This is a genomic window from Limnothrix sp. CMB-01, from assembly GCF_055193175.1.
The window spans coordinates 2176606-2203293 of the sequence record NZ_CM143720.1; the positions used below are offsets into that span (position 1 = coordinate 2176606).

The window sequence follows — 26688 nt, forward strand, 5'->3', positions numbered from 1 at the left end:
GATTCCAATCATTGTGTTGATATCATCCCCGATTTTAACCAGTTCAATGTCCGAGCAATTTTCCCCGATTACAACTTAAAGTCCCTTAGAACATCACCCCATGAACGCTGCATCTCCTCTATCTTTGTCTGTTTTGTTGGTGGCGATCGGGGCGCTGGCTGCTCCCGCCGGGGCTGAGTCAGTGCCGCTGGAGCCGCTCGATCGATTCCGCAGCAACGCCCCCGCCACGTCGGTGGAGTCCTGGCTGGCCCAAGCCGATCGCCCGGCCACCGTCACCCGCGTGGTGGTCACGCCCCTGGCTGATGAGCTGGAAATTGCCCTGGAAACCCCAGCCGGTCAGTCCTTGCTGATTGATGCGAACCAGTTCCGGGCCGAGGGCAACCAACTGATCGCCGAGATCAGCAACGCCAGCTTGGCGCTACCGGAGGGGGCGGAGTTCAACCAAGCTGACCCCACCGCTGAAGTGGCCTCGGTGCGGGTTTGGCAGATTGCGCCCGATCGAATTCAAGTGGTGGTGACGGGTCGCAACGGTTTGCCCACCCAGGACGTGACCTTGGCCACGGGTGATTTGGCCTACAGCCTGAACGTGGATGCCAATGCGCCCGAAGAAGAATTGGTGGTGACGGGGCAGCGATCGCCCAGTTACCGGGTTCCCAATGCTTCCAGCGCCACCGGCACAGATACGCCGATTCTGGAAACGCCTTTCTCAGTGCAGGTGATTCCCCAAGCCGTCTTGCGCGATCAGCAGGTGATCAACGTTGAAGACGCGCTCACCAATGTCAGTGGCGTGTCCTATGCCGGGAGTAACAGCAGCCGGGAAGCGACGGTGAGCATTCGCGGATTTGGTAACCAATATCCCGCCACCGTATCGGTTTTGCGCGACGGCTATCGGCTTTATGGTTCTTTTCAAGCCATTCCGGAAGTGGCCAACCTTGAACAAATTGAAGTGTTGAAGGGGCCCGCTTCGATTTTGTATGGGCAAATTGAACCGGGCGGCATTATTAACCTGGTCTCCAAGCAGCCCCTAGCTGAGCCTTTCTACGAAGTTGAACTGCAAGGCGGTACTAATGAGTTGGTGCGTCCTCGGATTGACTTTGGGGGGCCTCTGACTGCTGATGGCAGTTTGCGCTATCGGCTCAACAGTTCCTATCTCCATCAAGCGCCTTTTCGCGACTTTGAAACCGACACCAATCGCTTTTCGATCGCGCCTGCTCTGGCTTGGAAAATTAGCGATCAAACGGATTTATCGCTGAACCTGGAATACATTCACCAAAAAGCGCCGTCTGATTTTGGTCTGAGCCGATTTGAAGATGGGGTTGCGCCAGTCGATCGCGAGTTGATTATTACTGATCCAGAAGATTCGGTCACGACTGACTATTTCAGCACCGGTTATCAATTCGAGCATCGCTTTAGCGATAACTGGAAAATTCGCAACGGCTTCCGCTACATCAGCTATGACTATGACTACAGCGTGGTAGCGCTGCCGCTGACGGCCAACGGCCCTCGGGTCACTCGTTTCTATGCTGATCAAGATGGTGAGGATAAATCCTACACCTTGCAAACCAGTCTTGTGGGTACTTTCAAAACAGGATCGATCGCCCACCAAGCCACCATTGGTCTTGATTTGAATCGCAGTGAATCGCGAATTGCTACGCTGTTTGATCGCTCAAAACCGTCCATCATCAACATTTTTGATCGCAATTATGATGCGGTGGTTCGTCCCGATCGATCCTCATTGCCACCGTTTAATGATGACCTGACCACGGCCAATCGTCTCGGATTTTATCTTCAAGACCAGATTAACCTCACCGAAAATCTGATCGTGGTGGCTGGTCTGCGCTATGACACGATCGGCATTGAAACAGAAGATCAATTGGGTCGCCGAGAGGGCAACAATACCGAACTCAACTCTTGGACACCTCGCCTCGGAATTCTGTATCGCCCCATTCCCGAGCTATCACTATTTGCCAACTATTCGCAATCATTTCGCCCCACAACTTCGACTGGTGCGGATGGTTCAATCTTGAAGCCTGAAGAAGGTGAAGGATTTGAAGTGGGCGTGAAGACTGAATTGTTCGATCGCCGCCTCCTGGCCACCCTCACCTACTTCGATATCACCAAGCAAAATGTGCCGGTGACTGATCCAGATAATCTCCTGTTTTCGATTTCTTCAGGAGAGCAACGCAATCGCGGCATTGAGTTTGACTTGATTGGTGAACTGTTGCCCGGTTGGAAGATTTTGGGATCCTACGCCTACATCGACAGCGAAGTTACTGAAGATACAAATGAGTCTCTGATTGGGAATCGACTGTATGGCATTCCTGAGCATAAAGCCACCCTTTGGACAACCTATGAAATTCAGTCTGGCTCCTTCAAAGGGCTGGGCTTTGGGGTGGGTTTTGAATATGCGAGCGATCGCTACGGCAACCTCGCCAACGACTACAAAATCGGGGACTACTTCATTGGGAATGCTGCCATTTTCTATCAACGGGATAACTACCGTTTTGCCTTGAATTTCCGGAATTTCACCGATGAAACCTACATCAAATCCACAGTGGGCAGCAACACCGGTCTAGAAGTAGGCGCGCCTTTCACCATCACTGGGTCGGCTTCCATCCGGTTCTAGTTTTGGGTCGCAATTTTGGGGTTGATTGCCATTGTGCAATCTCCCCTTTTTCTGTCCCAACCCATGCTTGAACTCACAGTTCAACCACAACGCAAACCATTCTTTAACCCCAACCAGGATCATGAATAAAACCTACGCGATCGCCCTGCTGAGTCTGAGTCTGGTCACCGCTTGCCAGTCGGGATCAGCCAACCAATCCACAGCTAGCAATAACACGCCAGAAACTGCCCCTAGCAGCAGCCCGATCGCCCCTCCGAGTGCCAAGCATTTTGATGAAGCCCTTTATGCTTTGGCTTATCCCGAAGTGAATCAGCAAGTAAAAGCTGGCAAGTTTGCTTCCCCGCTCGCCCACTATCAAGCGGTTGGGCAGTCTGGAAAAGATGCCAACGGCGAGGCGATCGCGGGCTTTTTTATGGGCACAGGCGGCAACGATACCATTTCCGGATTTGGCCATCACCCTCATATCTCGGGCGTGGCCTTTGAGATTGTGACCGGCAAGGGCGGCGAGTTACCCATTCGCCCCAAAACCTTGGGTCAAGGAGAGGTCGATCGCCTGGTGGGTCAACCCGGCTCCGAGGATGAATTTATCGTGGGTAGTTTGATCACCCCGGCTAATCCCAAGTCTGCGCCTTTTTATGTGGGCAAGGGGGATGCAGACTACGCGCAAATTGATAATTTCAAACCCGGCGAGGACACGATTTTGCTCGCAGGGAAGCCGGAAGATTACAGCCTAAAACCTCAGGATAAAACCCTGCGCATTTCAACTAAAAGTGGCGATTTGGTGGCGATCGTGCAAGGGGTCGATCGCCTCACGGTAGGCGATGTCGTGGCCGATTACGGCATTTTCATCCTCAAGTAGATTTTCAAAATTGGTTTTTCAACTGGGTTGGAATCCGAGAGGACTATGCAAGCTCGCCAGATTCGATCGATCCTGTTTCCGTTGCATCGCTACTTGGGCTTGGTTGTTGGGTTGATTCTGATCGTTGTGGGAGTGACGGGGAGCTTGCTGGTGTTTTCCCATGAGTTGCAAGATCGGCTGATTGTTGAAAAATTTGGCGCGATCTCCCCCCAATCAACCCTCGTCAGCATTGACCAAGTGTCCAACGCTGCCCAAGCCTTTGCCCAACAGTTACCGGGCTCCAGCATGAATGGCATTTTGTTTCCCCAACATCCCGGTCAACCTTACCAAGTTCGTCTCTGGAAAGGTGATCAACTGATCCAGCTTTTTATCCATCCTCATAGCGGAAAGGTGCTAGGAACCCTCTCAGAGCAAGATAGCTGGATGAACTGGATTTTGCGACTGCATTATCAGTTGTTGTCCGGCACAACGGGGCTGATTATTGTTGGCATTTCAGGGTTTTTCATGACCATTTTGGGGATCACTGGCATTGCACTTTGGCCCGGTTGGCGACGGTTGGCAGCGGGTTTCAAAATTAAGTGGGATGCGCACCCGAAGCGACTGAATTTTGATCTTCACAAGGTTGTGGGTATCATTGCTGCTGTTTTTTTAGTGCTGACTGGATTCACGGGGTTTTGCTGGAATTTCTATGCCCAATCAACGGCGGTGATCAAAGCGATTACCTTCACCCCTGCGGAGCCGATTTGGCAATCCAAGGTGTTGCCCAATCAAAAATCCTTGCCTTTGTCGGAACTGTTGGCGCGATCGAACCAAGCATTACCCGGAGCTGCCACAACTTTTATCGCACTGCCCAGAACACCAGATGGGGCGGTGCGGATTGGCAAGCGCCAAACCCACGAACCCAGTTCCTACGGCCAGAGCAATGTGATTCTGGATGCCTACAGCGGTCAGGTGCTGCGGGTGAATGACAGTCGGCAGGCGGCCTTGGGCGATCGCATCTTGAACAGCTTCGGGCCGCTGCACTTTGGTACGTTTGGTGGTTTGTGGACGCGCTGGCTCTATGTGCTGGTGGGCCTGTCCCCGATCGCCCTGTTTTGGACGGGCGTGAAGATGTGGCAACATCGCAAGCGATCGCCCGCTATGGCAATCCTCCCAAGCGATCGCCCTAGCCCTTGACCCCCTTCCACCGCCCCGAACGCCCCCTTTGCAAAAGTTTTGTCCCAAAGAAGGGTTGCTTCCCGCCCAAGTTGGCGATAATGGGGAAACCATTGCTAACTCAGCGCAGGAGCCGCGCCCGCATGAGCAACACTGAGCCACTTCCCGCAAGCAAGCTGGTTCAATGGTGGGAATCGCTCTCGCCGCTATCACGGTTTCTATTCTTTGCCCTGGCTGCTCCCCTGACCGTGCTCAATGCCTGGGCCTTGGCCACGATTTTTGGCTACTTCCAATCATTGCTGGGGGTGTTGTTGGTCACGGCTTTGCTGGCCTTTTTGCTGAACTATCCCGTCAACTGGCTAGCGGCCAAAGGGGTGAAGCGAGGGCTGGCCGCCGTAGTGGTGTTTTTGGTGGCCCTGTCGATCGTCATTGGCGTGGGCGTGACCCTGGTTCCGCTGGTGGTGGCCCAGGCGCAACAATTGGTGGCGCGGCTGCCGGAATGGATTGACTCGGGCCAGCGCCAACTTATGATGCTGAATGAGCGAGCCGACTTGTTTGGTTTGCCCATCAGCCTAGATGGGGTGATTTCCCAGCTCAACGATCGCCTCAAAACCGAACTCCAAAGCATTGCCGGCCGCACCCTCAACTTGGCCCTGAATGTCACGGTGGTGACGGTGGTTCGGCTGTTGGATGTGGTGCTAACCATCGTCCTCACCTTCTATTTGCTGCAACACAGCGAAGAAATTTGGGAGAGCTTGATTGCTTGGCTACCTGATCGGGTTCAACAGCCCTTTTCCCGCACCCTGCGATCGAGCTTCCAAAACTACTTCATTGGGCAAATCCTCACGGCCACCTGCTTGGGCCTGGGGCTAACCACCATGTTTGTGTTGCTCAAAATTCCCTTTGGCCTGCTCTTTGGCCTAACCATCGGGTTGATGGCCCTGGTTCCCTTTGGCGGCTCCGTGGGCATTGGCACGGTCATCTCCCTGATTGCCCTCCAAGATATTGGCCTGGCCCTGCAAGCCTTGGCCGCGGCCCTGATTGTGCAGCAAGTGGTGGAAAACCTGGTGGCTCCTCGGGTGTTGGGCAGTGTGACGGGCCTGAACCCCTTTTGGGTGTTTGTGGCCATCCTAACTGGCGTGCGTGTGGGCGGCCTGTTGGGCGTGGTGGTGGCTGTGCCCATGGCTGTGTTGCTCAAGGAAGCCTTGGCGAATTTGCGGGCCCAAGATCCCACCCCCGGGGCTGTGAAATCTCTGCCTGAAGTGGAACCGGAATCCCCATCTGTGGGTATTGCGGCGGCGGCTCCTTCCCCGATCGCGGAATGCGATTGATGCCTTGAATGACGGCCCTTACCTCACTTCCTAAGCACAGTAAGCCCGTAGGGTAGGCACTGCCCACCGAACCATTGCTTCATGGCATCTGCGACATGGCGTGCCAATTATTTTAGGTAAAGGCTGTAAGTCATCATTTCTCAGATCAAATTCATCAATCTAAGTCGCTTTAAAAGCAACGGTTCTGAGCACCATTCAATAACATCGATCGTGAAGAAGTCGGGTAGGCTAATTTGCTTGCTCTCTCAAGATTGAGATCGTAAAACTGAACAGAAGACCAATAGCCAAGCTTGTTATGTCCTGTTCAGTTGCCCTGATCTTGATTGGGTTCCAAAACGACTATTTTGCTGCTGATGGGATCCTGCGGTCTGTGATTGACCAGGCTGTTCCAGTCGATCGCATCCTGGACAGTACGGTGCAAGTGGTGCGCGGGGCGATCGCCCATGGGGTTCCCACCATTGCAACCCCAATTTTTTTCACCCCCACCTATGAGGAATTGCTGGATCCCGTTGGTATCCTTAAAACCGTCCGCGACGTGGGGGCCTTCCAAGCAGGGCAAAAAGGTGCGGAAATGGTTGAGGCCCTCCTGCCCTTTCACGATCAAATTTGGGTCGTGCCCGGAAAGCGGGGTTTAAATGCCTTCACGGGAACCTCGTTGCATGAGCTGCTCCAAAAACATCAAATCACCCATATTGTGCTGGCCGGTGCGGTCACTTCCGTTTGCATTGACTCCACCGGTCGGGCGGCCCACGAAAAGGGCTATCGCGTGTCAGTTTTGGCCGATTGCACCTGTGCCAGAACCCAATTTGAGCAGGAATTTTACTTAGAAAATGTGTTTCCCCTTTATGCCAATGTAATTTCCGCTGAGTCTTTTCTTGAGTCTTTGGCGGATGTCTGAAAAGTGTTTTGAGATACCGAGCTAGGGGCTAGCAGTTGGCAAAGGAGTTTGCGCATCCTGTGTTTGCCGGTGACTGGAGCTTGCAGAGTATCCATTTGGGCTTTTCAGACATCCTCTTAGGTAAAACAGGATAATGACTGATTTTAGTAAAAGTGATGAGCTAAACACCCAAATTCAATACCGACTCATTGAAAGACTCGCGGAGTCAGAGCGCCGCTATCGAACCCTAGTGGAAAACCTGAGTGAAATTGTTTTCAAGATTGATCACTTGGGTCAAATTACCTTTTTAAATCCAGCTTGGACGAAGATTCTCGGCTTTCCGATTGATTTGTGCTTAGGCAAATCCCTGGCCCAGTTTATGGATGAAACTGAGCAAGCGGGCTGGCAAACGATGATGGCTAACTTAGATCATTGCGCCACTTTGCGACAGGAGCTTCACTTTCGAGATCATACTCAGAAGACAGTTTGGTTAGAAATTACGATTCAGCCCCGTGGCGCTGATGGTGAATTTTCAGGATCTTTAACAGATGTGACCGATCGCCACCAGGCTGAGCAATTGCTGCAACGGATGAACACAGAACTCGAAAAACGGGTTGCCCAACGAACGCAAGCTCTGAATGCAGCTAATCAAAAGTTACAAGCCACGATCGAGCGGCTTCAGCAAACCCAATGCGATTTGGTGCAGTCTGAAAAAATGTCGGGTTTGGTGCAGCTTGTGGCTGGGGTTGCCCATGAAATTAATAATCCCGTGAACTTTATTCATGGAAATTTGGAATATTTAGAAGAATATTTACAAACGCTAATTCAAGCCTTAGAGATTCATCAACCCCAGGACTTGAAAACGGCTGCGATGATTCCATCACTCACCGAAACCATTGATTTAGAGTTTTTGAAAGAGGACTCTCAAAAAATCATCAATTCGATGCGAACGGGGACTCATCGCATTCGGCAAATTGTTTTAGATTTACGGAATTTCTCGCGAATTGATGAATCTGAGCTAAAAACCATCAGTGTACATGAGGATATTGATGGAATTCTCAAAATCTTAAATTACCAACTAAAAGCCAAGCTACAATCAATTTCTATTTCCAAAAATTATGGTCAATTGCCTTTAGTTGAATGTTATCCTCGATATCTAAATCAAGCGTTAATGAGTATTTTAGAAAATGCGATCGATGCGATCGGGGAAGCTGTTAAAAAAGCAGACTCGAAAATTATTATGCCCAGCAGTTCCACCTATTTTGGGACAATTGAAATTAGTACCTTTGTTCTGGATAGCCAATGGATTGCGATTGAAATTGCTGATAATGGGATCGGGATTCCGCTGCTGATTCAGGGCAAAATTTTCAATCCTTTCTTCACTACTAAGGATGTAGGTAAAGGAACTGGAATGGGACTGGCCATTAGCTATCAAATCATTACGGAAAAACATCGAGGGAAACTCAGTTTCCGATCGCAATACGGCCAGGGCACAACTTTCACGATCCAAATTCCAATTCAGCAAATCAATTTGGCGGATTCACCCGCGCAGGAGTCGGCGAATTCCCAACGCTAGAACGTTCGGCCTAGGCTTTGGGGGTGGCAAGCTGGGCCTGGAGGGGGCGGGCGTTGGTTCCTAATCGGGTTTGCAACTCGGTGAGCAGGGCGGGGGCGATCGCCTGGGGTTCTGGAAACAGCAACCAAGTCACCCCTTCGGAACAGGGGGGCGTGGTGAGGGAGCCTTGGTAGTGGTAGAGCGATCGGGGGATGGGGGGCAACAGGTTGGCGGGGTTTCCTTGCCAAGCACGATCGAGGCTGCTTCCAAGGGCGATCGGCGCGCGGGCTAATAAGTCTTGCAACAGTTGGGGGGCGGCTCGATCGAGCTGGGAAGCGGTGGCCTGGGTTGGCGCGGCCGTTAACCAAAGGCCCAACACCAACAGGGATCCGGCCCGATCGCGGTGGACAAAATGCACTTCTGCGGGAAAGGTGCGACCGGCGCGGTGATGCTCGCTGGGGTGGTGAAAGTGGAATTGCAAGAGGTCATGGGGGCGATCGCCCAGATGCAAGGTGCAAGTGCCGGGCGGGCAGTCCACAAAGATCGATCGCCCCGTGTTGCGAGCCGTGAGGGGTACGGATTGGTAATCTAGCCGCAAATCCACGGGCCCAAGCTGTTTCTGGGCAGCCAGATCGATCGGGGATTGGCGCTGACCGAGGCCACAGGCCGCAAAGGCAGGATCCAGCTCGCTCCAGTGGTTGGGGCCGGTGGGGCCGTCATAGCTCCAACGGGTGGCGGCCCGAACGGGGCGATCGCCAAATCCGGCCCAACCCCCAAGGGCCCCGCCCAGCGCGAGGGATCCTTGCCACAACCACTGACGACGTTTCATGGCTTGCTCTTGACTTCTGAATGGCCCGATTTCTAGTTCCCGATTCCCAATCTTCAGGAACCAACGTTCAGGAACCAGTTCCCAAGCAAAAGGAGCGATCACCGGGGCGATCGCTCCTTCTAGGATAGGCAGCGGATCTAGTCGTCGTCGAACTCGTCGAGGGGCGCTTCCAAATCGTCCGGCTCGCGGAGATCCACAAGATCCGATTCTTCCGGCTCCTCAGCCCCGTAGCCAAAGGTCAGATCCGAATCATCGGCTTCGTCCTCATCGTCCACCAGCGCATCAAAGTTGGACTCGGCCCCGCCACTGACGGCCACCAAATCAATCTGTTGGCGGTAGTAGTCCACGCCGCGCACTTCCACTTCCACACGGCCCCCGAGGGCGTATTGGCGGCGGCTCTTGCGACCAATCAACATTTGCTGGCGCGATCGATACTCGTACCAGTCGTCCTTCAGGGAGGACACATGCACCAGCCCTTCAATGCCCAAGGCCTCTAGCTCCACAAAGAAGCCGTAGGACTGCACGCCCACGATCGGGCCGCTGAAGGTTTCGCCAATCCGGGCCCGCATGGCGGCGGTTTTGCGGAGGCCGTGGCTGTCGGCGGCGGCTTCTTGGATCAATCGTTCCCGATCGCTCAGCAGCCAGGCCGCGCTGGTGATCGAGGCTTCCAACTCCTGTTGATCTTCCGTGGGCAACAGGTTCCAGCCGATCGCCCCATGGCAAGAACTGTGGTGCAAATTCACGCCTTCTTTGCTGCGGGCCGTGCGTCGATCGCGCCCCTTGGCAAAGAGGGTGTTCAAGCTCCGTTGCACCAACAGGTCTCCGTAATGGCGGGTGGGCGCATTGAGGGTGGTGTAAACCGGCAGGGCCAAACCAAAGTGGGAGCGGGGTTCGTGGCTGTAGGCGGCTGGCTTCAGGGCTTCCACCAACAGACGATTCAGGATTTTGCGGGTGTCGCCGTCGGTGGCCTGTTGCAGCCACTGTTGCACATCGCGGGGGGTCACCTGATCCGGCTGCTCTAGGGTCAGCTCCAAGCCCAGGTTGCCGGCCAACCGCAGGGTTTCCTGCACATCCCCGGGACTGGGGGCCGCTTGCACTCGGTAGAGCGTGGGCACTTGCAGGGCTTGCAGATGGCTGGCCACCACGGCATTGGCGGCGATCGTCACTTCCGCTAACAGGACACGGGCCGTGGGGGCAATCCCGATCGGGGCGATCGGCGCACCGGGCACATCCTCGCGATCGAACGAGGTTAGCCCTCGGTAACCGCTCAGATCAAACCCGCCTCGGCTGAGGCGCTGTCCCCGCAGGGCCGCCGCCAGGGTTTTCAGTTGGGTCAACAAATCCCCGATCGCGGGGGCTTGGGGCAACTCCGGATCCGCCTGGTTACCGTCCAAGAACGCATCGAGCTGGGCTTCCGTCAGGGTGGCATCGGCCCGCACCACGCTGGGATGAATTTCAAACTCCAGTAATTCACCCTGATCATTAAAGGTCAGCAGCACGGAAGTGGCCAGGCGATCGCACCCTAGACCCAAGGAACCATGGCGTGCGTAAAGATCCGCCGGGAACAGCGGCAACCATTGGGCCCCCAAGTCGGCTGCCACACCCCGCCGCCGGGCTTCGCGATCGAGCGGTGAATCCGGTTCCACATAGTGAGCCACATCGGGCACATGCAGCCCCAACCGCATATGGCCCGCCGGGTTGGTTTCCAAGGTAATGGCCCGATCGATCACCGGGGGCAGCTCTCCGGCCGTGGCGGTCACCGTTGCCACCGTCAGCAGCGATCGCAAATCCAACCGTCCTTGAATGGCACTCGCCTTCAAGCTGTCCGCCGGAGCTGGTAACGCCGCCGCCGCCGCCAAAACCTCCTCCGGGAAGCTTTCATGTAGCCCATACTTACAGACCACAATGTCGGCCGGAGCCGCCGCGTCCGCATCGGCCCCCAACACCTTGATCACACGGCCCAAGGGCGGCAACTGCCCGATCGGGTAACGGACAATTTCCACGCTCACCAGGTAGTTGACGATCGCGTCCAAGTCCACCCCGCTGGTGTCCAGTTCCACCCGGAACAGCAATCGATCGTCCAAAGGAGCTGCCCGAAAAATCCCGTCCTCGCCCTTTTCCACCCGGGCCAACAGGGACGAATTGGCCCGATCGAGCACCAGCTCCACATGGCCCTCGGGACTGCGCCGCCGACTGCGACCGCCGCCCTCTTTGATCACCTTCACCAACACCCGATCGCCATTCCAGGCATGATTCAGGTGACATTCCCGCACATAGACATCTTCCGCGTCGTCGTCATCCTGAATGGCAAAGCAAAACCCCTTGCTAGAGCAACGCAGCTTGGCCTCAAACATGCCCTCCTGTTCCAACCGGCGATAGCGACCGCGCTCCTTATTCAAAATCCCCAACTTTTCCAGTGCGTCCAGGGCAATCTGAAGCTGGCGATTGCCGCGTCCTTCGCGAGTGCCCAACTTTTGTTCAAGAACCTTTGGCGTGAGCGACTTTTCTGAGGTAAAGCTCGCGAGTAGGGAAGCGATCGAAAATTCCATGAAGCGCGTCAACCTCCGGGCACAGAGAATGGGATGGGGCGAATGAGGCGCGAGCGACAGCCATCACAGTGCTGCGAACAGCATTGTTGAATGCCATGAACATTAACCGTACTGACGACGATCCCTATGCCTCTGGAGCGTTGCTGGTCGGGGCCCGTCGCATCGATCGGGCGGGAAATCCACAAGCGTCACTCGAGCTAGGGCCGGAAGGGTTCCGCATTGGGTGCTGCAAGATCTTGAACCGGCAAGATCGAAGTTGCAGCGTTGTGGCATTGGGAGGGGGTGGTCGATGGGAACCCTCGTCCAAAGACACTCCAAACACCAAATCAATGCAGGAACACACTGGAGGGAGCGGCTGCGCTCGGGCCCATCTACGCTAGAGCGTGGCGTGCACCTTGTCAATCATTGACACGCGGGTTACCCTAGCCGCACGATCGCCGCCATCCCCCCGTTTGCTCAGCCCGCCCACCTAACCGAGATCGGTTTGTGCCATGTTTGCCGAATTCCGTGCCCGTTATCCCAACGGCAGCCTCACATCCGAAATCATTGAAGTGAATCAGGGAAAGTTTATTGTGCGGGCGGCCGTCACCCTGGAAGGCACGGTGTTGGCCACGGGGTTTGGCGCTTCGGAGCAACTGGAGGAAGCCGAGGATCGGGCCCGGTTGCGGGCCCTGGAAGCGGTGGGTTTGTTTTTGGAACCAGCCGATCGGGGGCAGGCCCAACTGATCAGCAGCACCCCTGCTTATCAGCTTCCGGCCGCCTTGTCGGTGGTGACCCCAATTGCAGCCCCCATCTCGACCCCGATTCCGGCTCCCCTGGCCGCGCCGATGGTTGATGTGGTTAGTGACCGATTTGATGATCGATCGCCCGATCGATTTGATGGTCGATCGGGCATGGATCCAACCCTGGATCCAACCCTGGAATCCACATCGCCCGGCTATGAGGATCTCTACGAGGTTGAGCATGGGGCGAGCGACCCCTTGCCCACCATGGAACCAGAATGGCCCCCAGAGCCGGAACCAGAGCCAGCCCCGGCTCCTGCTCCCAAGCGATCACGCCGTGCCGCCAGCCCGCCTGCGCCCACCCCTATCCCTGTGCCCACGCCGGCCCCTGCGCCCGCGCCCGCACCCACGGACTTATCCGACGCGATCGCCCAAACAGACGTGTTGATGAAGCGTTTGGGCTGGAACAAGCAACAGGGCGTGGAATATTTACAAATGGCCTTTGGTAAGCGCACCCGGGCCCAACTGACCGATCGGGAACTGTTGCAGTTCTTGCAGCACCTGCAAACCCTAGCCGACGACCCGGACTTTTAGGGCCCGACTGGCAAGGCTTGGGGCCCAAAGGCCATGAGCTATAACCAGGAAACTGGCGAGACATCGACAACGCCATGACCCAGAAACCACGACCCAGAAACCATGACCGATCGAGCAATGCGAGCATCACGTTGGTTGGTTTGGGGATCGATTGGGCTAATCACCATTGGCTGCCTGCTGCGATTTTCCGGTTTAGGCCAGTTCCTGCCTTGGTATGACGAACTAGCGACATTGCAGCACATCGCCGCCCAATCGGAATTGGATCTCACCCAACTGTGGCAGGGGCGCGAACAGGTTTTGGCCGACCTATGGCACAGCCTATCGACAAAACCCCAAAAGACCACCTGGGATATGGTCACATCCCTCGCCAATCACGATGCCCATCACCCGCCCCTGTATTACCTGTTTGTGCGCGTCTGGGCCGACTGGTTTGGCAACACGATCGTCAGCCTCCGCACCGCCACGGCGATCATGGGGGTGATCCTGCTGGCCAGTGTTTTTTGGCTCCTGCGGCAACTGAGTCAGCGTCCCAGCCTGCCTTGGGTGGGCACGGCGTTGGTTGCCCTGTCTCCCTTGCAAATTCTCTATGCCCAGGAGGCGAGGGAATATGTGATCTGGCTGATTTTTTTTGTGCTGTCCAGCGGATTTTTAGCCCGATCGCTGCGTCATTCCACCTGGCCCCACTGGTTGCTGTATGGAATTACCCTCACCCTGAATTGGTATAGCCATTTGCTGGGGGGGTTTGTGCTGCTGGGCCATGGCCTTTGGGTTGGGGTTTGGCTGTGGCGATCGGGCGATCGGAACTGGCGACGGGCAATCCCTTGGGCGATCGCCGCCGTTGGAACCCTGCTGGCCATTTCTCCTTGGATTTGGGTGCTTTATCGAGTCCAAACCCAATCAGCCGCCTCCCTGGCCTGGCTCAGTCAGGCGGGCCCCCCAGGAATTCACCGTTGGGCAGCCCTGCGGGCCTTTGCCGCCACCCTGTGGGATAACCAACCGAATCTTTGGGCTTCCTTCCCAACGGCGACCGATGTTCCCTGCCTGCTGGTGACCCTGTGGATGATTGTGGCCTTGGTGGGATGTTGGCGATCGGGAGAACCCTTGCTCAAAGGGTTTGTTCTCAGTGCCGTGGCCCCGTTCCTCTTGCTGGTCTGGCTGCCTGCGATTGTGATGGATCGAACGATGGCTTCCATCATTCGCTACCAGTTCCCCTTGCTTTTGGGAATGCAAGTGGTGTTGGCCAACTGGATTGTCACGACCTGCGAGCAAATTACCCCAAAGCCTGTCCAAGAATGGCCCCAGCCCCTATCGTTCTATTTATTCCGCTGGCGCTGGATGCCCCACTGTTTTGCGGCACTGTTGGCGATTTTGCTGCTGGTTGCTAACCTGAACGCCGCCAGAGCACGCTCCTGGCAATTGTCCTGGTGGAGCAAGGGGGGAACCGTTTCTGTCGAAATTGCCAAAGCCCTGAAAGAAATTGATCGCCCCCTGTTGGTGATGACCGATATCCCTGGGTATTCCCTTTCCGCTTTGGCCTTGAGCCACGCCAGCGATCGCCTGAAATCTCGCGGTGTTACTGTTTGGCTGGCTCCCAGTTTCCAAGGCTTGAACTGGCCCGATCGCCCCAACACCTTTTTGTTTAGTCCATCCCCCGATCTCCGCCAGGCGATCGAGCAGCGGGGTCAGCGGTTGATTCCCTTCGGAACTAGTTGGTGGAATTTGTGGCGATTGCAATCCGCCCCGCCCGATCGCCCCGCGCCCGATCGCCCATCAACTTAGCCACTAGCCACCGCCGATCGCTTTTCTAGAGCGAACAACGCAGATTTCTTGTGTAGATCTTTCGCACTGAACTGGTACGAATTGGTTCCATGCGTCATGGGCTATAACCAGGAAAATGGCGAAAAATTGACAAAAACATGGCTGATCCAAACGCACGAGCACCACGTTGGCTAGTTTGGGGGTCGATCGGACTAATCACCATTGGTTGCTTGCTGCGATTTTCTCATCTAGGACAGTTCCTCCCTTGGTACGACGAATTTTCGACCCTGCGGCATATTGCGAACCAGACGGATCCTGAACTCCTTCAACAATGGGGAGGCCGCGAGCAGGTCATGGCCGATCTCTGGCGCAGTCTTGCTGCAAAACCGGGCAAAACGGCTTGGGATACGGTTCAGTCTTTGGCTGCTGCCAATGCCCATCACCCACCCCTCTATTACTTGCTAGCCCGAGGTTGGGCCCACTGGTTTGGGAATAACATTGTCAGCCTCCGCACGGTGACGGCTCTGATGGGAGTTGCATTGTTGCCCAGTGTGTTTTGGTTCTTACGCCAATTGAGCGATCGCCCCAGTTTGCCTTGGATTGGCACGGTGTTGGTGGCCCTGTCACCGCTACAAATTCTCTATGCCCAAGAGGCGCGAGAATATGCCATTTGGCTGGTTTTTGTGGTGCTTTCCAGTGGATTTTTAGCCCGATCGCTGCGTAATTCTGCGCAAAAGTCCACTGGAGTTCACTGGTTGCTGTATGGCATCACCCTCACCCTCAATTGGTACAGCCACTTGCTTGGGGGGTTGGTGTTGCTGGGCCATGGCCTTTGGGTTGGGGTTTGGTGGTGGCGATCGGGCGATCGGCATTGGCGACGGGTTATCCCTTGGGCGATCGCGGCGAGTGGAACCCTTTTGGCCATGTCCCCTTGGCTATGGACACTGTTTCAAGTGCGAGAGGGGGCTGTGATATCTCTGGACTGGTTGAATCAAACCTACCAACCCGGGATGCAGCGTTGGTCTGCCATGCGTGTGTTTGCGGCCACCCTGTGGGATAACCAGCCGAATATTTGGATCCCAGTTTCCAGGGTTGTGGATTCAATTCGACTAGGGGTCTTGGTGTTGTCTGTGGGGGCGCTGGTGCATTGTGGGCGATCGAGCGAACCAATGGTTAAGCGATTTGTCTTTAGCACCATTGCCCCGTTTTTCCTGTTGCTTTGGTTGCCAGCCATCGTGATGGATCGCGCCATGGCCACCATCATTCGCTATCAATTGCCGCTGATCATTGGTGTGCAAGTGGCCTTAGCCGATTGGATTGCCACGCTTTGCGATCGGATTCCCCCCGAGCCTGATCAGGCATTGCCCCAACCTCTGTGGTTCTATCTCCGCCGTTGGCGTTGGATGCCTCAACTTGTTGCGAGTAGCTTGGCGATTTTGTTGGTCGTGGCTAATTTGAATGCGGCAACAGCCCGCTCCTGGCAATTATCCTGGTGGAACAAGGGTGGTCCGGGTTGGGTGGAAGTTGCCAAGGCCTTGAAAGAGGTCGATCGCCCGTTAATCGTGATGACAGCGGTTCCTGGCTATTCTTCCTCGGCCCTGTCTTTGAGTTATGCCAGCGATCGCCTGAAGGCTCGTAACATCACCTTTTGGTTAGCTCCCAGCATTCAAAACTTGAACTGGCCCGATCGCCCCAATACCTTTGTGCTCGTTCCCGGCAAGAAACTGCCCAAAGCGATCGAGAAGCGGGGTCAGCGGTTGGTTCCCTTTGGGGCCAGTTGGTGGAATCTGTGGCGTTTGGAATCCTCCACCCCCGATCGCCCCGCGCCTGATCGTCCCTCAACTTAGCCACTAGCCACTGTCGATCGCGCTGAAGTTGCTGGACTGGTCTCGCTCAACCCGCTCAAATTCAACCCGTTCAAACCGGCCGAGCCGGCTTCGGAACCATGGATCAATCAGGGATGCCCGTTACTGCCTCGATCGAGTCGTCACCATCGGCCCCTATGCCCGATCGGCTCAATTCGGTGGCTCAGCCCACGCAACCGGAACCGGTCGATCAAGCCATTGACGGTGAAATTGTGACCGTTCGCCCCGACGCGGAAACCCTCACGCGCCAGCGATTGCCCTACTTTGTGGGCATTTCAGAAGCCACCGCAGGATCCCGGGGCATTTCCCTGAACCTGGTGATTATTCCGCCCGGGGGGGCAGCCGAACCCCACTTCCATCGGGACTATGAAACAGCGATTTATCTGCTCCAAGGACGGGTTGAAACTCGTTATGGCAAAGGGCTGAAACAATCGATCATCCATGAAGCGGGCGACTTTATTTTCATTCCCGCTGGCGTTCCCCACCAGCCCCATAACCTCAGCACCAGCGAACCGGCCCAGGCGTTGGTGGCCCGCAATGACCCCAACGAACAGGAAAACGTGGTGCTCTATGACCCGGCGGCGGATCAGGATACGGATTAATTGGCGTTAGTTGGCGCGTTAATTGGCGTTAATGGGAGCCGCCGCCCGTGGAATTCGGAAACCGTTGTTTAACCCAAACAGGTACAGTAGAAGCCAGTGTTACAAAGCTGTTACAGGCTGGGCAATTCACAGGCAAGAAAACAATGGGCGTGGCGGTTTCCCTGCAAAACGTACAAAAAATCTATGGCGATCGCCCCGTGGTGAACGATCTCAGCTTTGAGATTCAAGCGGGAGAAATGTTTGGGCTGCTGGGCCCCAACGGCGCGGGCAAGTCCACCACCATTCGGATGATCACCACCCTCACTCGCCCCACCGCTGGACAAATTCAGGTGGCTGGGTTTGATGTGGCTCGCCAAATGCAGCAGGTGCGGCAACAAATTGGCGTGGTGTTGCAACAAACCAGCGTGGATGGCGATTTAACCGTTTGGGAAAATTTGGAATTCCACGGCCGGCTGCACCACATTCCCGCCAAAGAGCGCCAAGGGCGGATCGATCGCTGGTTGGACTATGTGGAACTGGGCGATCGCCGCGATAGTCTCGTGAAAACCCTGTCGGGCGGGATGAAGCGTCGGTTGCAAATTGCCCGCGCCCTGTTGCATGAGCCGGAAATTTTATTTTTGGATGAGCCAACGGTGGGGTTGGATCCGCAAACGCGCCGCCGCCTGTGGGAAATTATTCGCGACCTCAATCGTGGTGGTATGACGATGCTGCTGACGACGCACTACATGGACGAAGTGGAGTATCTGTGCGATCGCATCGGCATTATGGACGCGGGCCAACTGATTGAGCTGGGAACGCTGCAAGATTTGCGCACCAAACATGGGGAAGGATTGGTCATGAAACAAACGGCCGATCGCTGGGATTACAAATTCTTCCCCACCCTTTTGGAAGCGAATCAATATCTAGATTCCCAGGCGGTAAAAACCGGGTTGATGGTGCGTCCATCGAACCTAGAGGATATCTTTGTGGAGCTGACAGGCCGCCAACTGGATTAACTGGGGGCAACCGCGCATGGAAATTGATCAAACCACTCACCAGACTTTCGGCTCCAAAGCATCGCCCTGGAAAACCCTGGCTCAATATGTGCTTTTGGGGGCGATCGCCCTGGTGATGTTGTTGCCCTTGCTCTGGCTGATGGGCACATCTTTGAAGTCGCCCACGGAAGATATTTTTTCCTTTCCGCCTCGGCTGATTCCCGCCGCGCCGACCTTGGAAAATTTTGTCAAAGCCTGGACGAGCGCCCCCTTTGCGCAATATTTGCTCAACAGCACCCTGGTGGCGGGGTTAACCGTGGCGTTGAATTTATTGATCTGTTCCTTGGCGGCCTATCCTTTGGCGCGGTTGTCGTTTAAGGGACGGGAATGGATTTTTAGCGCGATCGTGGCCACCATTGCCATTCCCTTCCAAATTGTGATGATTCCGCTCTATATTTTGGCGGTGAATTTAGGGCTACGAAATAGTTTTATTGGCTTAATTTTCCCGGCGATCGCCTCGGCCTTTGGCATTTTTTTGATGCGCCAGGCCTTCAGGGGCGTGCCGAAGGACTTGGAAGAAGCGGCCCGAATTGATGGCTGTTCTGAGTTGGGAATTTGGTGGCATGTGATGTTGCCATCGGTGCGGCCGGCGCTGATTACCCTGGCAATTTTTGTGTTTATTGGGGCTTGGAGCGATTTTCTCTGGCCGCTGCTGATTTTGGATGACCCGAATTACTACACATTGCCGCTGGGGGTGGCGCGGTTGTCGGGTACGTTTTCCCTAGATTGGCGCTTGATTGCGGCGGGTTCGGTCATTTCGATCGCCCCAATTTTGGCTTTCTTTTTGGTGATGCAAAACTACATTGTGCCCAGCGAAACGGGCAGTGGCGTGAAGGGTTAGTCAACGGTTAGGGCTGTTGTCTTGGGTTCAGCCCATGCCGCAATGGATGATTTCACCGGTTTTTGAGCGATCGCCCGTTTCAACGGAACGGTACAGTTGAGACGGTTTGGAATTTTAGTGTCCTGGGGTTTGGCATGGGGCCGATCGCTCGATCGCCCAGCTTCTGCCCGGGTCGCTGCCCAACCGCAAGCCTCAACTTAGCCGTCCGGCAAATTTTTTAGCAATGGCCGTTATCTGGGAACTGGATTTTTACTCGCGTCCGATTTTAGATGCAGACCAAAAAAAGGTTTGGGAAATCTTGATTTGTGAGAGTCCCACTGACTCGCGGGCCGATTGGCAATCCCTGTTTCGCTACAGCAAATATTGCTCCAACAGCGAGGTCAATTCCGTGACCCTGATGCAGGCGATCGAAGAGGCGATCGTCAAGGCAGGCCAGGCCCCCAGCCGGATTCGTTTTTTCCGGCAGGCCATGAAGAACATGATCGTCAAAGCCTGCCAGGATGCGGAGTTGCCCTGCGCCCTCAGCCACCGCACCCACGCCATCAAGGATTGGATTGCCGATCGGCTCGAAACGGTCTATCCCCAAGAACCGGGCTACCAAGCCACTGCCCAAACGGCAGGCGTGTTCATGCCGCCACCGGCCGCCCAGCCCTTGCCCGATGCGCTGTTGGGGCAAAAGTGGGCCTTTGTTTCCCTGGAAGCGTCGGCCTTTGGCGAGCTGCATGAATGGGCGATCGACTTTGGCGAGGCGTTTCCCTTGTCCATGGTCAACTTAGCGCCCGATACGCCAATTCCCGGGTTGCTGATTTTTTCGCCTCGGGCCATGGCCATCTCCGCTTGGATGTCGGGTTTGGAAATGGGTTTTGTGCGGATTGAACAACAGGTGAAGCCTTCCAGCCTGTCGAGCGATCGGGAGGAATTTCCCGATCGGGTGATTTTGGAAACCGGCATTGGTGATGCTTGGGTGCTCTCGACCTTGCCCAATGCGGCCCAAAAAGCCGAGGGACAAACCTTTGAAGCCCAAAAGCAAGGGGCCCAAGGAGTGCATTTTCTGGCGGTGCAAACGAACCCCGATGAGGAGCGCTTTGCGGGCTTTTGGCTCATGCGCGATCGCCGCGACAGCTAAACCCCAAACGCTAAACCCCAAACGCTAAACCTCAAACGCTCAACTTCAAACTAAATCTCAAGCTCAACCTCAACAACGCAAGAATCCAAGGCAACTGGGAATCCGCCCAGCGCGATCGCCCCGCAGCCCTCCATCAAAACACGCTCAAAAAAACACGCTCAAACCCCCCAAAAACTATCCGCTCCTACCCGAAACAACGGATAGGAGCGGTCTAGCGGGTTATCAACTTGAAACTCAACTGCCGGGTATTGCGAAAGCTTTAACCGCCCCGTCGAGTGACGTGACCCTTTTTGAAGAGGGAGGGCTTACCTAGGCAACCAGCCCGGTACACAGCCAGTATCCTCCAACTTGAAAACCCTGAGACATACTACTGCTACTACCCATGGGCATCACCTCCTGCTTTATTCAAAGGGCCTCAATCACCTTGAGCCAACTGCTAAAACTTGGACATTGCCCGAAGGCTGAATGCCCGCTGTTTCGCGTTAAATGGCGGACTAGGCCTGATTGCCATTCAAGCTAGCACGTTTTTCAGGAAGGCAGCAACCTGGCAGAGCCGATTAACCTAGCAAGCGTTGGCCACTGGCCTTCTTCAGGCAGTGATTTTCAACTGGCAAGTATTAATCGAGCATTAACTGGCAAGTATTAATCGGCAAGCATTAATCGGCAAGTATCAACTGGCAAGCATTAACTGGCAACAACCATGGAACGCATCACCCCCATGCCCCCAACCAGCGATCCGAAGGCGGAAATTGCCACAATTTTGCTGGTGGACGATGAGCAAGCGTTGGCCGATCCGCTCAGTCGGCTTTTGACCCGCGAGGGCTACAGCGTTGATGTGGCCAGTGATGGGCAAGCGGGCTATCAACTGGCCAGCCAAAACACCTACGATTTGCTGATTTTGGATTGGATGTTGCCAGAAATCAGCGGGGTGGAAATTTGCCAACGCCTGCGCCAAATGGGTCAGGGTGTGCCGGTGTTGTTTTTGACGGCGAAGGACACGATCGACGATCGGGTGGCGGGGTTGGATGCCGGAGCCGATGACTACCTGGTGAAACCCTTTGAGTTGCGGGAGTTGCTGGCGCGGGTGCGGGCCCTGTTGCGACGGCCCCGAAGCACCCCGGACGAGGCCCCAGAAACCCCCACGGGAACCGATCGCCCCGGCCGATTGCAGTGGCAGGATCTCGGCCTCGATTGCGATAACCAGTTGGCCTATCGGGGCGATCGGCTCATTGAACTCTCTGACAAGGAAACCTGTCTATTGGAATACCTGATGCGCCATCCGGGGCAAGTGCTGACCCATGACCAGATCTATGGCCATTTGTGGCCCACGGGCGATCGCCCCAGCAGCAATGCCCTGGCGGCCCAAATTCGCCTGCTGCGACGCAAGATCGAAGCCGTGGGCGAACCCCCAGTGATTCACAGTGTCTATGGCAAGGGCTATCGATTCGGCCTCACGACCGGCGACCCCTAAAACCCAACCAGCCCATTTTGCAGCCAGCTCGTTACCAGTCAATTTTGCGGGCAAGCTACCAAGCCCGGGACAAAAGCCCCCCTCGTCCCGGGGATTGGTGCTCTGATTCAACAATTGAGCGGCTCAACTCGGAGACGTTGGTCGTGAAGCGATTGACGCTCCGAGGCCATGGCTCGCACACTAACTCAATCGGTCAGTGGGTTGGAGGCTCATCAATTATGAAGACATGATGAAGACGTAGTTCGAAAAAAATCGACAATCGGTGCAAAAGCGTTTACTGAAAGGCTGATCTTCTTGATGGATCAACCTTACAGATAAAAACGCTCTTCATCGTCATCAACCGCTTCAAAGTTTCGCAGCAAGACTCGATCGAAGACAGCATCAAGGGCCGCATCGTCAAAGTCCGTTGATCGCTGCTCTTGCAACGGATTCGATAGGGGATAGAGCTGTAGTTGTCTACGGTCTTGAACTAAATAGAAATAGGGTTCCAAATCCGTTGTTTGGCCAATTTCTAAATAGTCAAAGCTACAAACATTCAGGTAGAGCGTTCGGTTCGCAACCAACGTTGCCTGATGCTCATCGGCAAAGACATCAAGGACGAGACCTTCTCCGGTGCTCGTGGTTGTGCCGTCCTGGATATGCGTGTAGCGCACCCGATTCAGCCCAGCGAGCAGTTTTTGCATATCCTGCTTGTTGGCAATGATGCCACGATCGACAATGCAGGGAGCCGGTAATTGCGTTGTAGATGGACGTTTGTTCATGACAACCCAAGCTGAGGCGCACGCCTAAAGATATCTTGCTCGATCTTATCGGAAGGTCTTCACTTGTGCGCTGAGAAAATTACTGAAGTTGTTGGCTTGAGATTAACTCAGATCGAGAGCGATCGCCAACTGGCAAAAAATCAGGATGATTGAACCGATCGATGGGCCGATCTCAGCATTGCTCTCCCGCGAGAAGCAGCAGCAAAATTGATGCCCAAGAATGATGCCCCCCCAAAGAAATATGTGACCCGCACTGATCGAAAGCCCATCGAAAGCGATTGGAACCGATCGAACCCAATCTCAAACCAAATCGGAATGATGATTCATCCATTTCGACAGTTTCAATCAAAATGGAACCGTAGTTCTACGGAGAGAGAAAGGGGCAAAAACACTCAGTAATTTCCAGGGTAACAACTACCAACGGGCCCTTACCACTTACCGAGCGCGTAACCTGATGGACGAACCGGGGAAATGGCCCACTCCCCAGCCTGACTGTCGATGGCTCAAAGTTGGCTCCCAGAGCCGCAACGGAGTTGAAATAAATGGAGATTGCTCCCTATGACGGAACCCCGACGATCGGCTAAATCGGCAGCTAATTCTTCGTCTAACCCTGTGCCTAAGTCTTCTTCTAAGCCATCACCGCCCCGATCGCCCCGTGACCCCTGGTGGCAGCCCTGGCGATCGGCCGGCTTGCACCTGCTGGCGGGGTTGGCGTTTTATACGGTGTTGCCTGTTCCCTGGCAAGGATCCTTGGACTTTCGGGGCATTGCTCGCCTTGCGCCGTTGATTGGGGCGTTTTTGGGTCTGTTGGTGGGGTTGGGAGATGGTGTGTTGGGCTGGGTTGGAGTACCAATTCTGACGCGCAGTGCGATCGCGGTGTTGGGGTGGCTGGCTTTGACGGGAGGGTTGCACCTCGATGGGGCGATCGACACGGCCGATGGGCTGGCGGTGCAAGATCCCCAACGCCGTTTGACCGTGATGGCCGACAGCACCACCGGAGCCTTTGGGGCCATGGCTGCGGCCGCAATTCTGTTGTTAAAAACGGTGGCCCTGGCGGATTTGGCGCAGGCCCGCTGGTTGGTGATTGCGGCGGTGGCGGCCTGGGCCCGCTGGGGGCAGGTGGTGGCCATTTTGTCTTATCCCTACCTACGACCCAGGGGGAAGGGGCGAATGCACAAGGATGCGATTCGATCGCCCTGGAATTTGTTGCCCGGTTGGGTGCTGGCCCTCAGTTTCAGTGCGCTGTATGGGGTGTTGTTTCCGGGCAGTTGGTTGCCAGCGGTGGGGCTGGCCTTGGGAGGCGGGGCGATCGCCCTGCTGACGGGTGCTTGGTTTAACCGGCAATTGGGCGGCCAAACGGGCGACACCTACGGGGCGATCGTGGAATGGACTGAAGCGCTGCTGCTGTGTTTGATGGCCACACTGCAACAGCCCCCCAATGGTTGATACCCAATGGGTGATAGATATCCAGCGACTGATGCCCAATGGCTAATGGTTCAAAGGTTCAATGGGTTCAAAGTTTGAATGATCGATGCGATCAAGGTTTGCGGGTTTCGGTGCGATAGGGCAAAATGCGCGTCCCGATCGCCAAGCTTTCAGCCTCGTAGCTGGGGAGCTTGTCGCCAAAGGGAGCAGGAACTAACTCCTGAAGGCTCAGCTCGGTGCGGTACAGACTGAAGAGCCAAAAATTCTGGCGATCGGTGTTTTGCAAAACCACCTGGCGAATGGCGGGCCGCAGTTGGCCCACGGTTCCCTGGCAAGCCACCTGCAAAAAGCCGGGAGCGTCCTGGCAAGTGCTCTCCTGTACCTCTCGACTGATGTAGTCCGCAGCAAAATCCGCATAGCGATCGGGGTTGGGATTGGTGACGGCCAGACCCGCCCCGATCGCCACAATCACACCGCTAACCACCACAATCGCTTTCACATCCGCCACCTTGAAGAACAATTCGACGGCCACCGATCTTGAATTCCGCTTTTGAATTCGATCCGTCAATCTGGATGATCTTGGCCCTTGGCTTCCATCCTATCGAGCGGCCGTTGTCGGTGCGATCGCCCCCGCCAAAATCAGGCTCCCAAGAAATTTGTCTATAGCGGGTATGCTTTTCAGCGCAAAGTTGTTATAATGACCCACTACAGTGGCGAGCGTAGCCAAGGGGTTAAGGCAGCGGATTGTGGTTCCGCCATTCGTGGGTTCAAGTCCCATCGTTCGCCCTCTTCAAAACTCAATATCCAATGTCCCAAACTCTCAAATTCCCGGAAAGCCGGATCCTGAGAGTCTGGAGGCATTGAAAACAAAGGGGTACATTCCATTTTGTACCGATACTTTTTTGCTAACGGATGCTAACAAATACATAAGTTGAGATGGTCTCTCAACCAAGGCGTATCAACCAATGCCCGCAGGAAAATCCCACGAGCACCATTTAGATCCCGATTCATTGATCGCCCATCAACCTTCGACTTGATGACCCGAGAGCCGCCAATCTTCACGATTTCACCTGTCCACGAAACAGTTTTAGATGTGTAGGCTTCGTTAATGTTGGTCAAAGCAATTTTGCCCAACTCCCAAGCTTTCCACTCTAGATGTTTCTTGAACTGGTAATGCGATAGGGTCAACATCTGTCGCACGGTTTTCGACTTGATCTTGCGACGTGATTTGCTCACCATTTGAGAGGATTCAAAGCTGGGCAACAAAATCACATCAAAGTTTTCAGTCAGGAACCGTGCGGTTTTGTGGTGAAGTTCTTTCACCAGATGTTGCACCTTGGAGCGCAGGCGATCGGCGGCTTTTTTGAAGCGGCGCTTTTGAGCTGATTGAGCCTTGGTAATTTTGGAAATCAGGCGATCCAGCTTGAAGCACAGCTTTTGAATCAGCAAGTTCGAGTCATTGCCAATCCATCCGTAGGATGACTCAGCAAAGAAGGTCATGAATGTGCGGACACCGGGATCTAAGGCAACCACTCGCCCTTGGTTTTCGGACTGAATGGGTTGCACTTCTGTTGAGGTAATCAGGTAATACTCACCATAGGCAAGTGTCAACCGACCATCACTGAAGCCATCAGGAATTGATTCTTTTAGGGCTGCTTTTCCCAAGATGGTGTAATAGACACCGTTTTCACTGATGGCCGATTTGGGGATGTAGATCGTTTGTTGTCGATCTTTGCGACTACGGAAGCGACATTTGCGAATTTGTCCGTCTTTTTTGAAGCTTTTCTTGGCTTCTCGAACGGCAGTGCAAGCATCTTTGACCGCAATCTTTTTGATCTGATAGGGAACTGACTTAGCCCACTCCGGTAGCGCACCCAAGATGATGGGCGCAACTGCCATCCAATTGGCTTTGGTTCCCGGTTCCTGAAGATGTTTGATTGTGGTGTTGTAGACGTATCTCGAAACACCAAACCATTGCTTCAGGAGCGCTTTTTGATCAGGGGTTAGGAAGACTCGGATCTTCCTGGATCGCCTTGCGGTAGCTTCTGAGTCCGGGCATTCGACGAGAGAAGAGGTGAAGGATGGCGAGCAGATCCGCTGTGAGTTCGGATTCTGGGCAGTGAACAGATGGGTCGAGAACCATGAGTTCGCCACCGTTTTGTTGAACCATGAACTCGAACAACTCGAATCCGAATCGGCAGAGCCGATCGCGGCAGGCAACCACAATTTGGAGCTGATCGCCGCGCATGAGTCTGACCAGTAGGGATTGCAATCCTTTCCGCTTGAAGTTGAGACCTGATCCGATGTCTTGGATGATTTCGGCATCGGGGTAGCGATCGCGCATGAACTGGACTTGTCTTGCGAGATCGTCTCGTTGCTTGGCTGAACTGACGCGGCAGTAGCAAACGACAGTAGATCGAGTTGCCTTGCGTCCATATGACTCGACGTTATAAAGCCGCTGGCCCGCCTCGTTTCGGATGGTCTCGATCTTCCCTTCATCTGCGTACTTTCTTAGCGTATTTGGATGCAATCCCAGAAATTCGACCGCTTTTCTAAGAGGGATGTATGCCATAGCTAAATATTGGCATACGTTAGCGAATGTTAGTAAATTAATTACTGTTGATCAACCCCTTTTTGATTGCCTTTGAATCGGCTGTTATTGAGCGGTTTGTTTCCCCAAGCTGGTCTCCTCAAGCTGGTCTCCCCAA

General features: G+C 54.7%; 21 protein-coding genes and 1 tRNA gene. 16 read left to right on the forward strand and 6 right to left on the reverse strand.

Annotation, left to right across the window (positions count from 1 at the left end; all coding sequences use genetic code 11):
- The first annotated feature begins 100 nt into the window (after positions 1 to 100).
- From ACZA91_RS09205 to ACZA91_RS09230, 6 genes are all read left to right on the forward strand, one after another.
- Positions 101 to 2626, forward strand: a complete 2526-nt coding sequence (locus tag ACZA91_RS09205) for a TonB-dependent siderophore receptor (protein WP_463186239.1) — start codon at positions 101 to 103, stop codon at positions 2624 to 2626.
- Between the two features lie 121 nt (positions 2627 to 2747).
- Positions 2748 to 3485: a hypothetical protein gene (locus tag ACZA91_RS09210; RefSeq protein ID WP_463186241.1), complete on the forward strand. Its 738-nt coding sequence runs from the start codon at positions 2748 to 2750 to the stop codon at positions 3483 to 3485.
- Positions 3486 to 3530: 45 nt separating this feature from the next.
- A complete protein-coding gene (locus ACZA91_RS09215; protein WP_463186243.1) occupies positions 3531 to 4661 on the forward strand; it encodes a PepSY-associated TM helix domain-containing protein in 1131 nt (376 codons plus the stop codon).
- Between the two features lie 122 nt (positions 4662 to 4783).
- Positions 4784 to 5971, forward strand: a complete 1188-nt coding sequence (locus ACZA91_RS09220; RefSeq protein ID WP_463186245.1) for an AI-2E family transporter — start codon at positions 4784 to 4786, stop codon at positions 5969 to 5971.
- Between the two features lie 295 nt (positions 5972 to 6266).
- The gene (locus tag ACZA91_RS09225) at positions 6267 to 6869 is read left to right on the forward strand and encodes a cysteine hydrolase family protein (RefSeq protein WP_463186247.1); all 603 of its coding nucleotides are present in this window, start codon (positions 6267 to 6269) and stop codon (positions 6867 to 6869) included.
- Between the two features lie 133 nt (positions 6870 to 7002).
- Complete coding sequence (locus tag ACZA91_RS09230) at positions 7003 to 8424, forward strand: PAS domain-containing sensor histidine kinase (protein ID WP_463186249.1); 1422 nt, start codon at positions 7003 to 7005, stop codon at positions 8422 to 8424.
- Between the two features lie 10 nt (positions 8425 to 8434).
- Here the strand turns inward: ACZA91_RS09230 and ACZA91_RS09235 are convergent, their stop codons facing one another.
- Positions 8435 to 9334: a carbonic anhydrase gene (locus ACZA91_RS09235; RefSeq protein WP_463186251.1), complete on the reverse strand. Its 900-nt coding sequence runs from the start codon at positions 9332 to 9334 to the stop codon at positions 8435 to 8437.
- Positions 9335 to 9369: 35 nt separating this feature from the next.
- On the reverse strand, positions 9370 to 11781 hold the full coding sequence (locus ACZA91_RS09240; RefSeq protein ID WP_099531661.1) for a ribonuclease R family protein: 2412 nt from the start codon (positions 11779 to 11781) through the stop codon (positions 9370 to 9372).
- A 491-nt stretch (positions 11782 to 12272) separates the two neighbouring features.
- On the opposite strand from ACZA91_RS09240, the gene ACZA91_RS09245 reads away from it, so the two are divergent.
- From ACZA91_RS09245 to ACZA91_RS09280, 8 genes are all read left to right on the forward strand, one after another.
- On the forward strand, positions 12273 to 13097 hold the full coding sequence (locus ACZA91_RS09245; protein ID WP_463186254.1) for a hypothetical protein: 825 nt from the start codon (positions 12273 to 12275) through the stop codon (positions 13095 to 13097).
- 102 nt (positions 13098 to 13199) lie between these two features.
- Positions 13200 to 14876 carry a glycosyltransferase family 39 protein gene (locus ACZA91_RS09250; protein ID WP_463186256.1) on the forward strand — a complete coding sequence of 559 codons (1677 nt, stop codon included), beginning with the start codon at positions 13200 to 13202 and terminating at the stop codon, positions 14874 to 14876.
- Positions 14877 to 15208: 332 nt separating this feature from the next.
- Positions 15209 to 16702 carry a glycosyltransferase family 39 protein gene (locus ACZA91_RS09255; RefSeq protein ID WP_463186258.1) on the forward strand — a complete coding sequence of 498 codons (1494 nt, stop codon included), beginning with the start codon at positions 15209 to 15211 and terminating at the stop codon, positions 16700 to 16702.
- Positions 16703 to 16815: 113 nt separating this feature from the next.
- A complete protein-coding gene (locus tag ACZA91_RS09260) occupies positions 16816 to 17322 on the forward strand; it encodes a cupin domain-containing protein (protein WP_463186260.1) in 507 nt (168 codons plus the stop codon).
- A gap of 143 nt (positions 17323 to 17465) precedes the next feature.
- Entirely contained in the window at positions 17466 to 18317 is an 852-nt protein-coding gene (gene ccmA / locus ACZA91_RS09265) for a heme ABC exporter ATP-binding protein CcmA (RefSeq protein WP_463186414.1), read from the forward strand.
- A gap of 16 nt (positions 18318 to 18333) precedes the next feature.
- Positions 18334 to 19197, forward strand: a complete 864-nt coding sequence (locus ACZA91_RS09270; protein ID WP_463186262.1) for a carbohydrate ABC transporter permease — start codon at positions 18334 to 18336, stop codon at positions 19195 to 19197.
- Between the two features lie 223 nt (positions 19198 to 19420).
- A complete protein-coding gene (locus tag ACZA91_RS09275; protein ID WP_099531654.1) occupies positions 19421 to 20323 on the forward strand; it encodes a Tab2/Atab2 family RNA-binding protein in 903 nt (300 codons plus the stop codon).
- Between the two features lie 700 nt (positions 20324 to 21023).
- Positions 21024 to 21794: a response regulator transcription factor gene (locus ACZA91_RS09280; protein WP_242028009.1), complete on the forward strand. Its 771-nt coding sequence runs from the start codon at positions 21024 to 21026 to the stop codon at positions 21792 to 21794.
- Between the two features lie 308 nt (positions 21795 to 22102).
- On the opposite strand, the gene ACZA91_RS09285 is transcribed toward ACZA91_RS09280, so the two are convergent.
- Entirely contained in the window at positions 22103 to 22555 is a 453-nt protein-coding gene (locus ACZA91_RS09285; RefSeq protein ID WP_099531653.1) for a hypothetical protein, read from the reverse strand.
- A 558-nt stretch (positions 22556 to 23113) separates the two neighbouring features.
- Between ACZA91_RS09285 and cobS the strand changes: the two genes are divergently transcribed.
- Positions 23114 to 24001 carry an adenosylcobinamide-GDP ribazoletransferase gene (gene cobS, locus ACZA91_RS09290; RefSeq protein WP_099531652.1) on the forward strand — a complete coding sequence of 296 codons (888 nt, stop codon included), beginning with the start codon at positions 23114 to 23116 and terminating at the stop codon, positions 23999 to 24001.
- A gap of 91 nt (positions 24002 to 24092) precedes the next feature.
- On the opposite strand, the gene ACZA91_RS09295 is transcribed toward cobS, so the two are convergent.
- The gene (locus ACZA91_RS09295; protein WP_190534051.1) at positions 24093 to 24512 is read right to left on the reverse strand and encodes a DUF4359 domain-containing protein; all 420 of its coding nucleotides are present in this window, start codon (positions 24510 to 24512) and stop codon (positions 24093 to 24095) included.
- 181 nt (positions 24513 to 24693) lie between these two features.
- Here ACZA91_RS09295 and ACZA91_RS09300 point away from each other — a divergent pair.
- Positions 24694 to 24766, forward strand: a tRNA-His gene (locus tag ACZA91_RS09300).
- Positions 24767 to 24895: 129 nt separating this feature from the next.
- On the opposite strand, the gene ACZA91_RS09305 is transcribed toward ACZA91_RS09300, so the two are convergent.
- Both ACZA91_RS09305 and ACZA91_RS09310 read right to left on the reverse strand, forming a co-directional pair.
- Positions 24896 to 26074, reverse strand: a complete 1179-nt coding sequence (locus tag ACZA91_RS09305; RefSeq protein ID WP_463186415.1) for an RNA-guided endonuclease InsQ/TnpB family protein — start codon at positions 26072 to 26074, stop codon at positions 24896 to 24898.
- Positions 25977 to 26552 carry an IS607 family transposase gene (locus ACZA91_RS09310; RefSeq protein ID WP_463183248.1) on the reverse strand — a complete coding sequence of 192 codons (576 nt, stop codon included), beginning with the start codon at positions 26550 to 26552 and terminating at the stop codon, positions 25977 to 25979. The genes ACZA91_RS09305 and ACZA91_RS09310 overlap by 98 nt, the downstream gene beginning before the upstream one ends.
- Positions 26553 to 26688 lie beyond the last annotated feature (136 nt).

What these genes read in the sequence shown, in the direction of transcription:
- ACZA91_RS09205 (WP_463186239.1), top strand. Translation starts at nt 101, where the DNA reads ATGAACGCTGCATCTCCTCTATCTTTGTCTGTTTTGTTGGTGGCGATC.
- ACZA91_RS09210 (WP_463186241.1), top strand. Translation starts at nt 2,748, where the DNA reads ATGAATAAAACCTACGCGATCGCCCTGCTGAGTCTGAGTCTGGTCACC.
- ACZA91_RS09215 (WP_463186243.1), top strand. Translation starts at nt 3,531, where the DNA reads ATGCAAGCTCGCCAGATTCGATCGATCCTGTTTCCGTTGCATCGCTAC.
- ACZA91_RS09220 (WP_463186245.1), top strand. Translation starts at nt 4,784, where the DNA reads ATGAGCAACACTGAGCCACTTCCCGCAAGCAAGCTGGTTCAATGGTGG.
- ACZA91_RS09225 (WP_463186247.1), top strand. Translation starts at nt 6,267, where the DNA reads ATGTCCTGTTCAGTTGCCCTGATCTTGATTGGGTTCCAAAACGACTAT.
- ACZA91_RS09230 (WP_463186249.1), top strand. Translation starts at nt 7,003, where the DNA reads ATGACTGATTTTAGTAAAAGTGATGAGCTAAACACCCAAATTCAATAC.
- ACZA91_RS09240 (WP_099531661.1), bottom strand. Translation starts at nt 11,781, where the DNA reads ATGGAATTTTCGATCGCTTCCCTACTCGCGAGCTTTACCTCAGAAAAG.
- ACZA91_RS09245 (WP_463186254.1), top strand. Translation starts at nt 12,273, where the DNA reads ATGTTTGCCGAATTCCGTGCCCGTTATCCCAACGGCAGCCTCACATCC.
- ACZA91_RS09250 (WP_463186256.1), top strand. Translation starts at nt 13,200, where the DNA reads ATGACCGATCGAGCAATGCGAGCATCACGTTGGTTGGTTTGGGGATCG.
- ACZA91_RS09255 (WP_463186258.1), top strand. Translation starts at nt 15,209, where the DNA reads ATGGCCGATCTCTGGCGCAGTCTTGCTGCAAAACCGGGCAAAACGGCT.
- ACZA91_RS09260 (WP_463186260.1), top strand. Translation starts at nt 16,816, where the DNA reads ATGCCCGTTACTGCCTCGATCGAGTCGTCACCATCGGCCCCTATGCCC.
- ccmA (WP_463186414.1), top strand. Translation starts at nt 17,466, where the DNA reads ATGGGCGTGGCGGTTTCCCTGCAAAACGTACAAAAAATCTATGGCGAT.
- ACZA91_RS09270 (WP_463186262.1), top strand. Translation starts at nt 18,334, where the DNA reads ATGGAAATTGATCAAACCACTCACCAGACTTTCGGCTCCAAAGCATCG.
- ACZA91_RS09275 (WP_099531654.1), top strand. Translation starts at nt 19,421, where the DNA reads ATGGCCGTTATCTGGGAACTGGATTTTTACTCGCGTCCGATTTTAGAT.
- ACZA91_RS09280 (WP_242028009.1), top strand. Translation starts at nt 21,024, where the DNA reads ATGGAACGCATCACCCCCATGCCCCCAACCAGCGATCCGAAGGCGGAA.
- ACZA91_RS09285 (WP_099531653.1), bottom strand. Translation starts at nt 22,555, where the DNA reads ATGAACAAACGTCCATCTACAACGCAATTACCGGCTCCCTGCATTGTC.
- cobS (WP_099531652.1), top strand. Translation starts at nt 23,114, where the DNA reads ATGACGGAACCCCGACGATCGGCTAAATCGGCAGCTAATTCTTCGTCT.
- ACZA91_RS09310 (WP_463183248.1), bottom strand. Translation starts at nt 26,552, where the DNA reads ATGGCATACATCCCTCTTAGAAAAGCGGTCGAATTTCTGGGATTGCAT.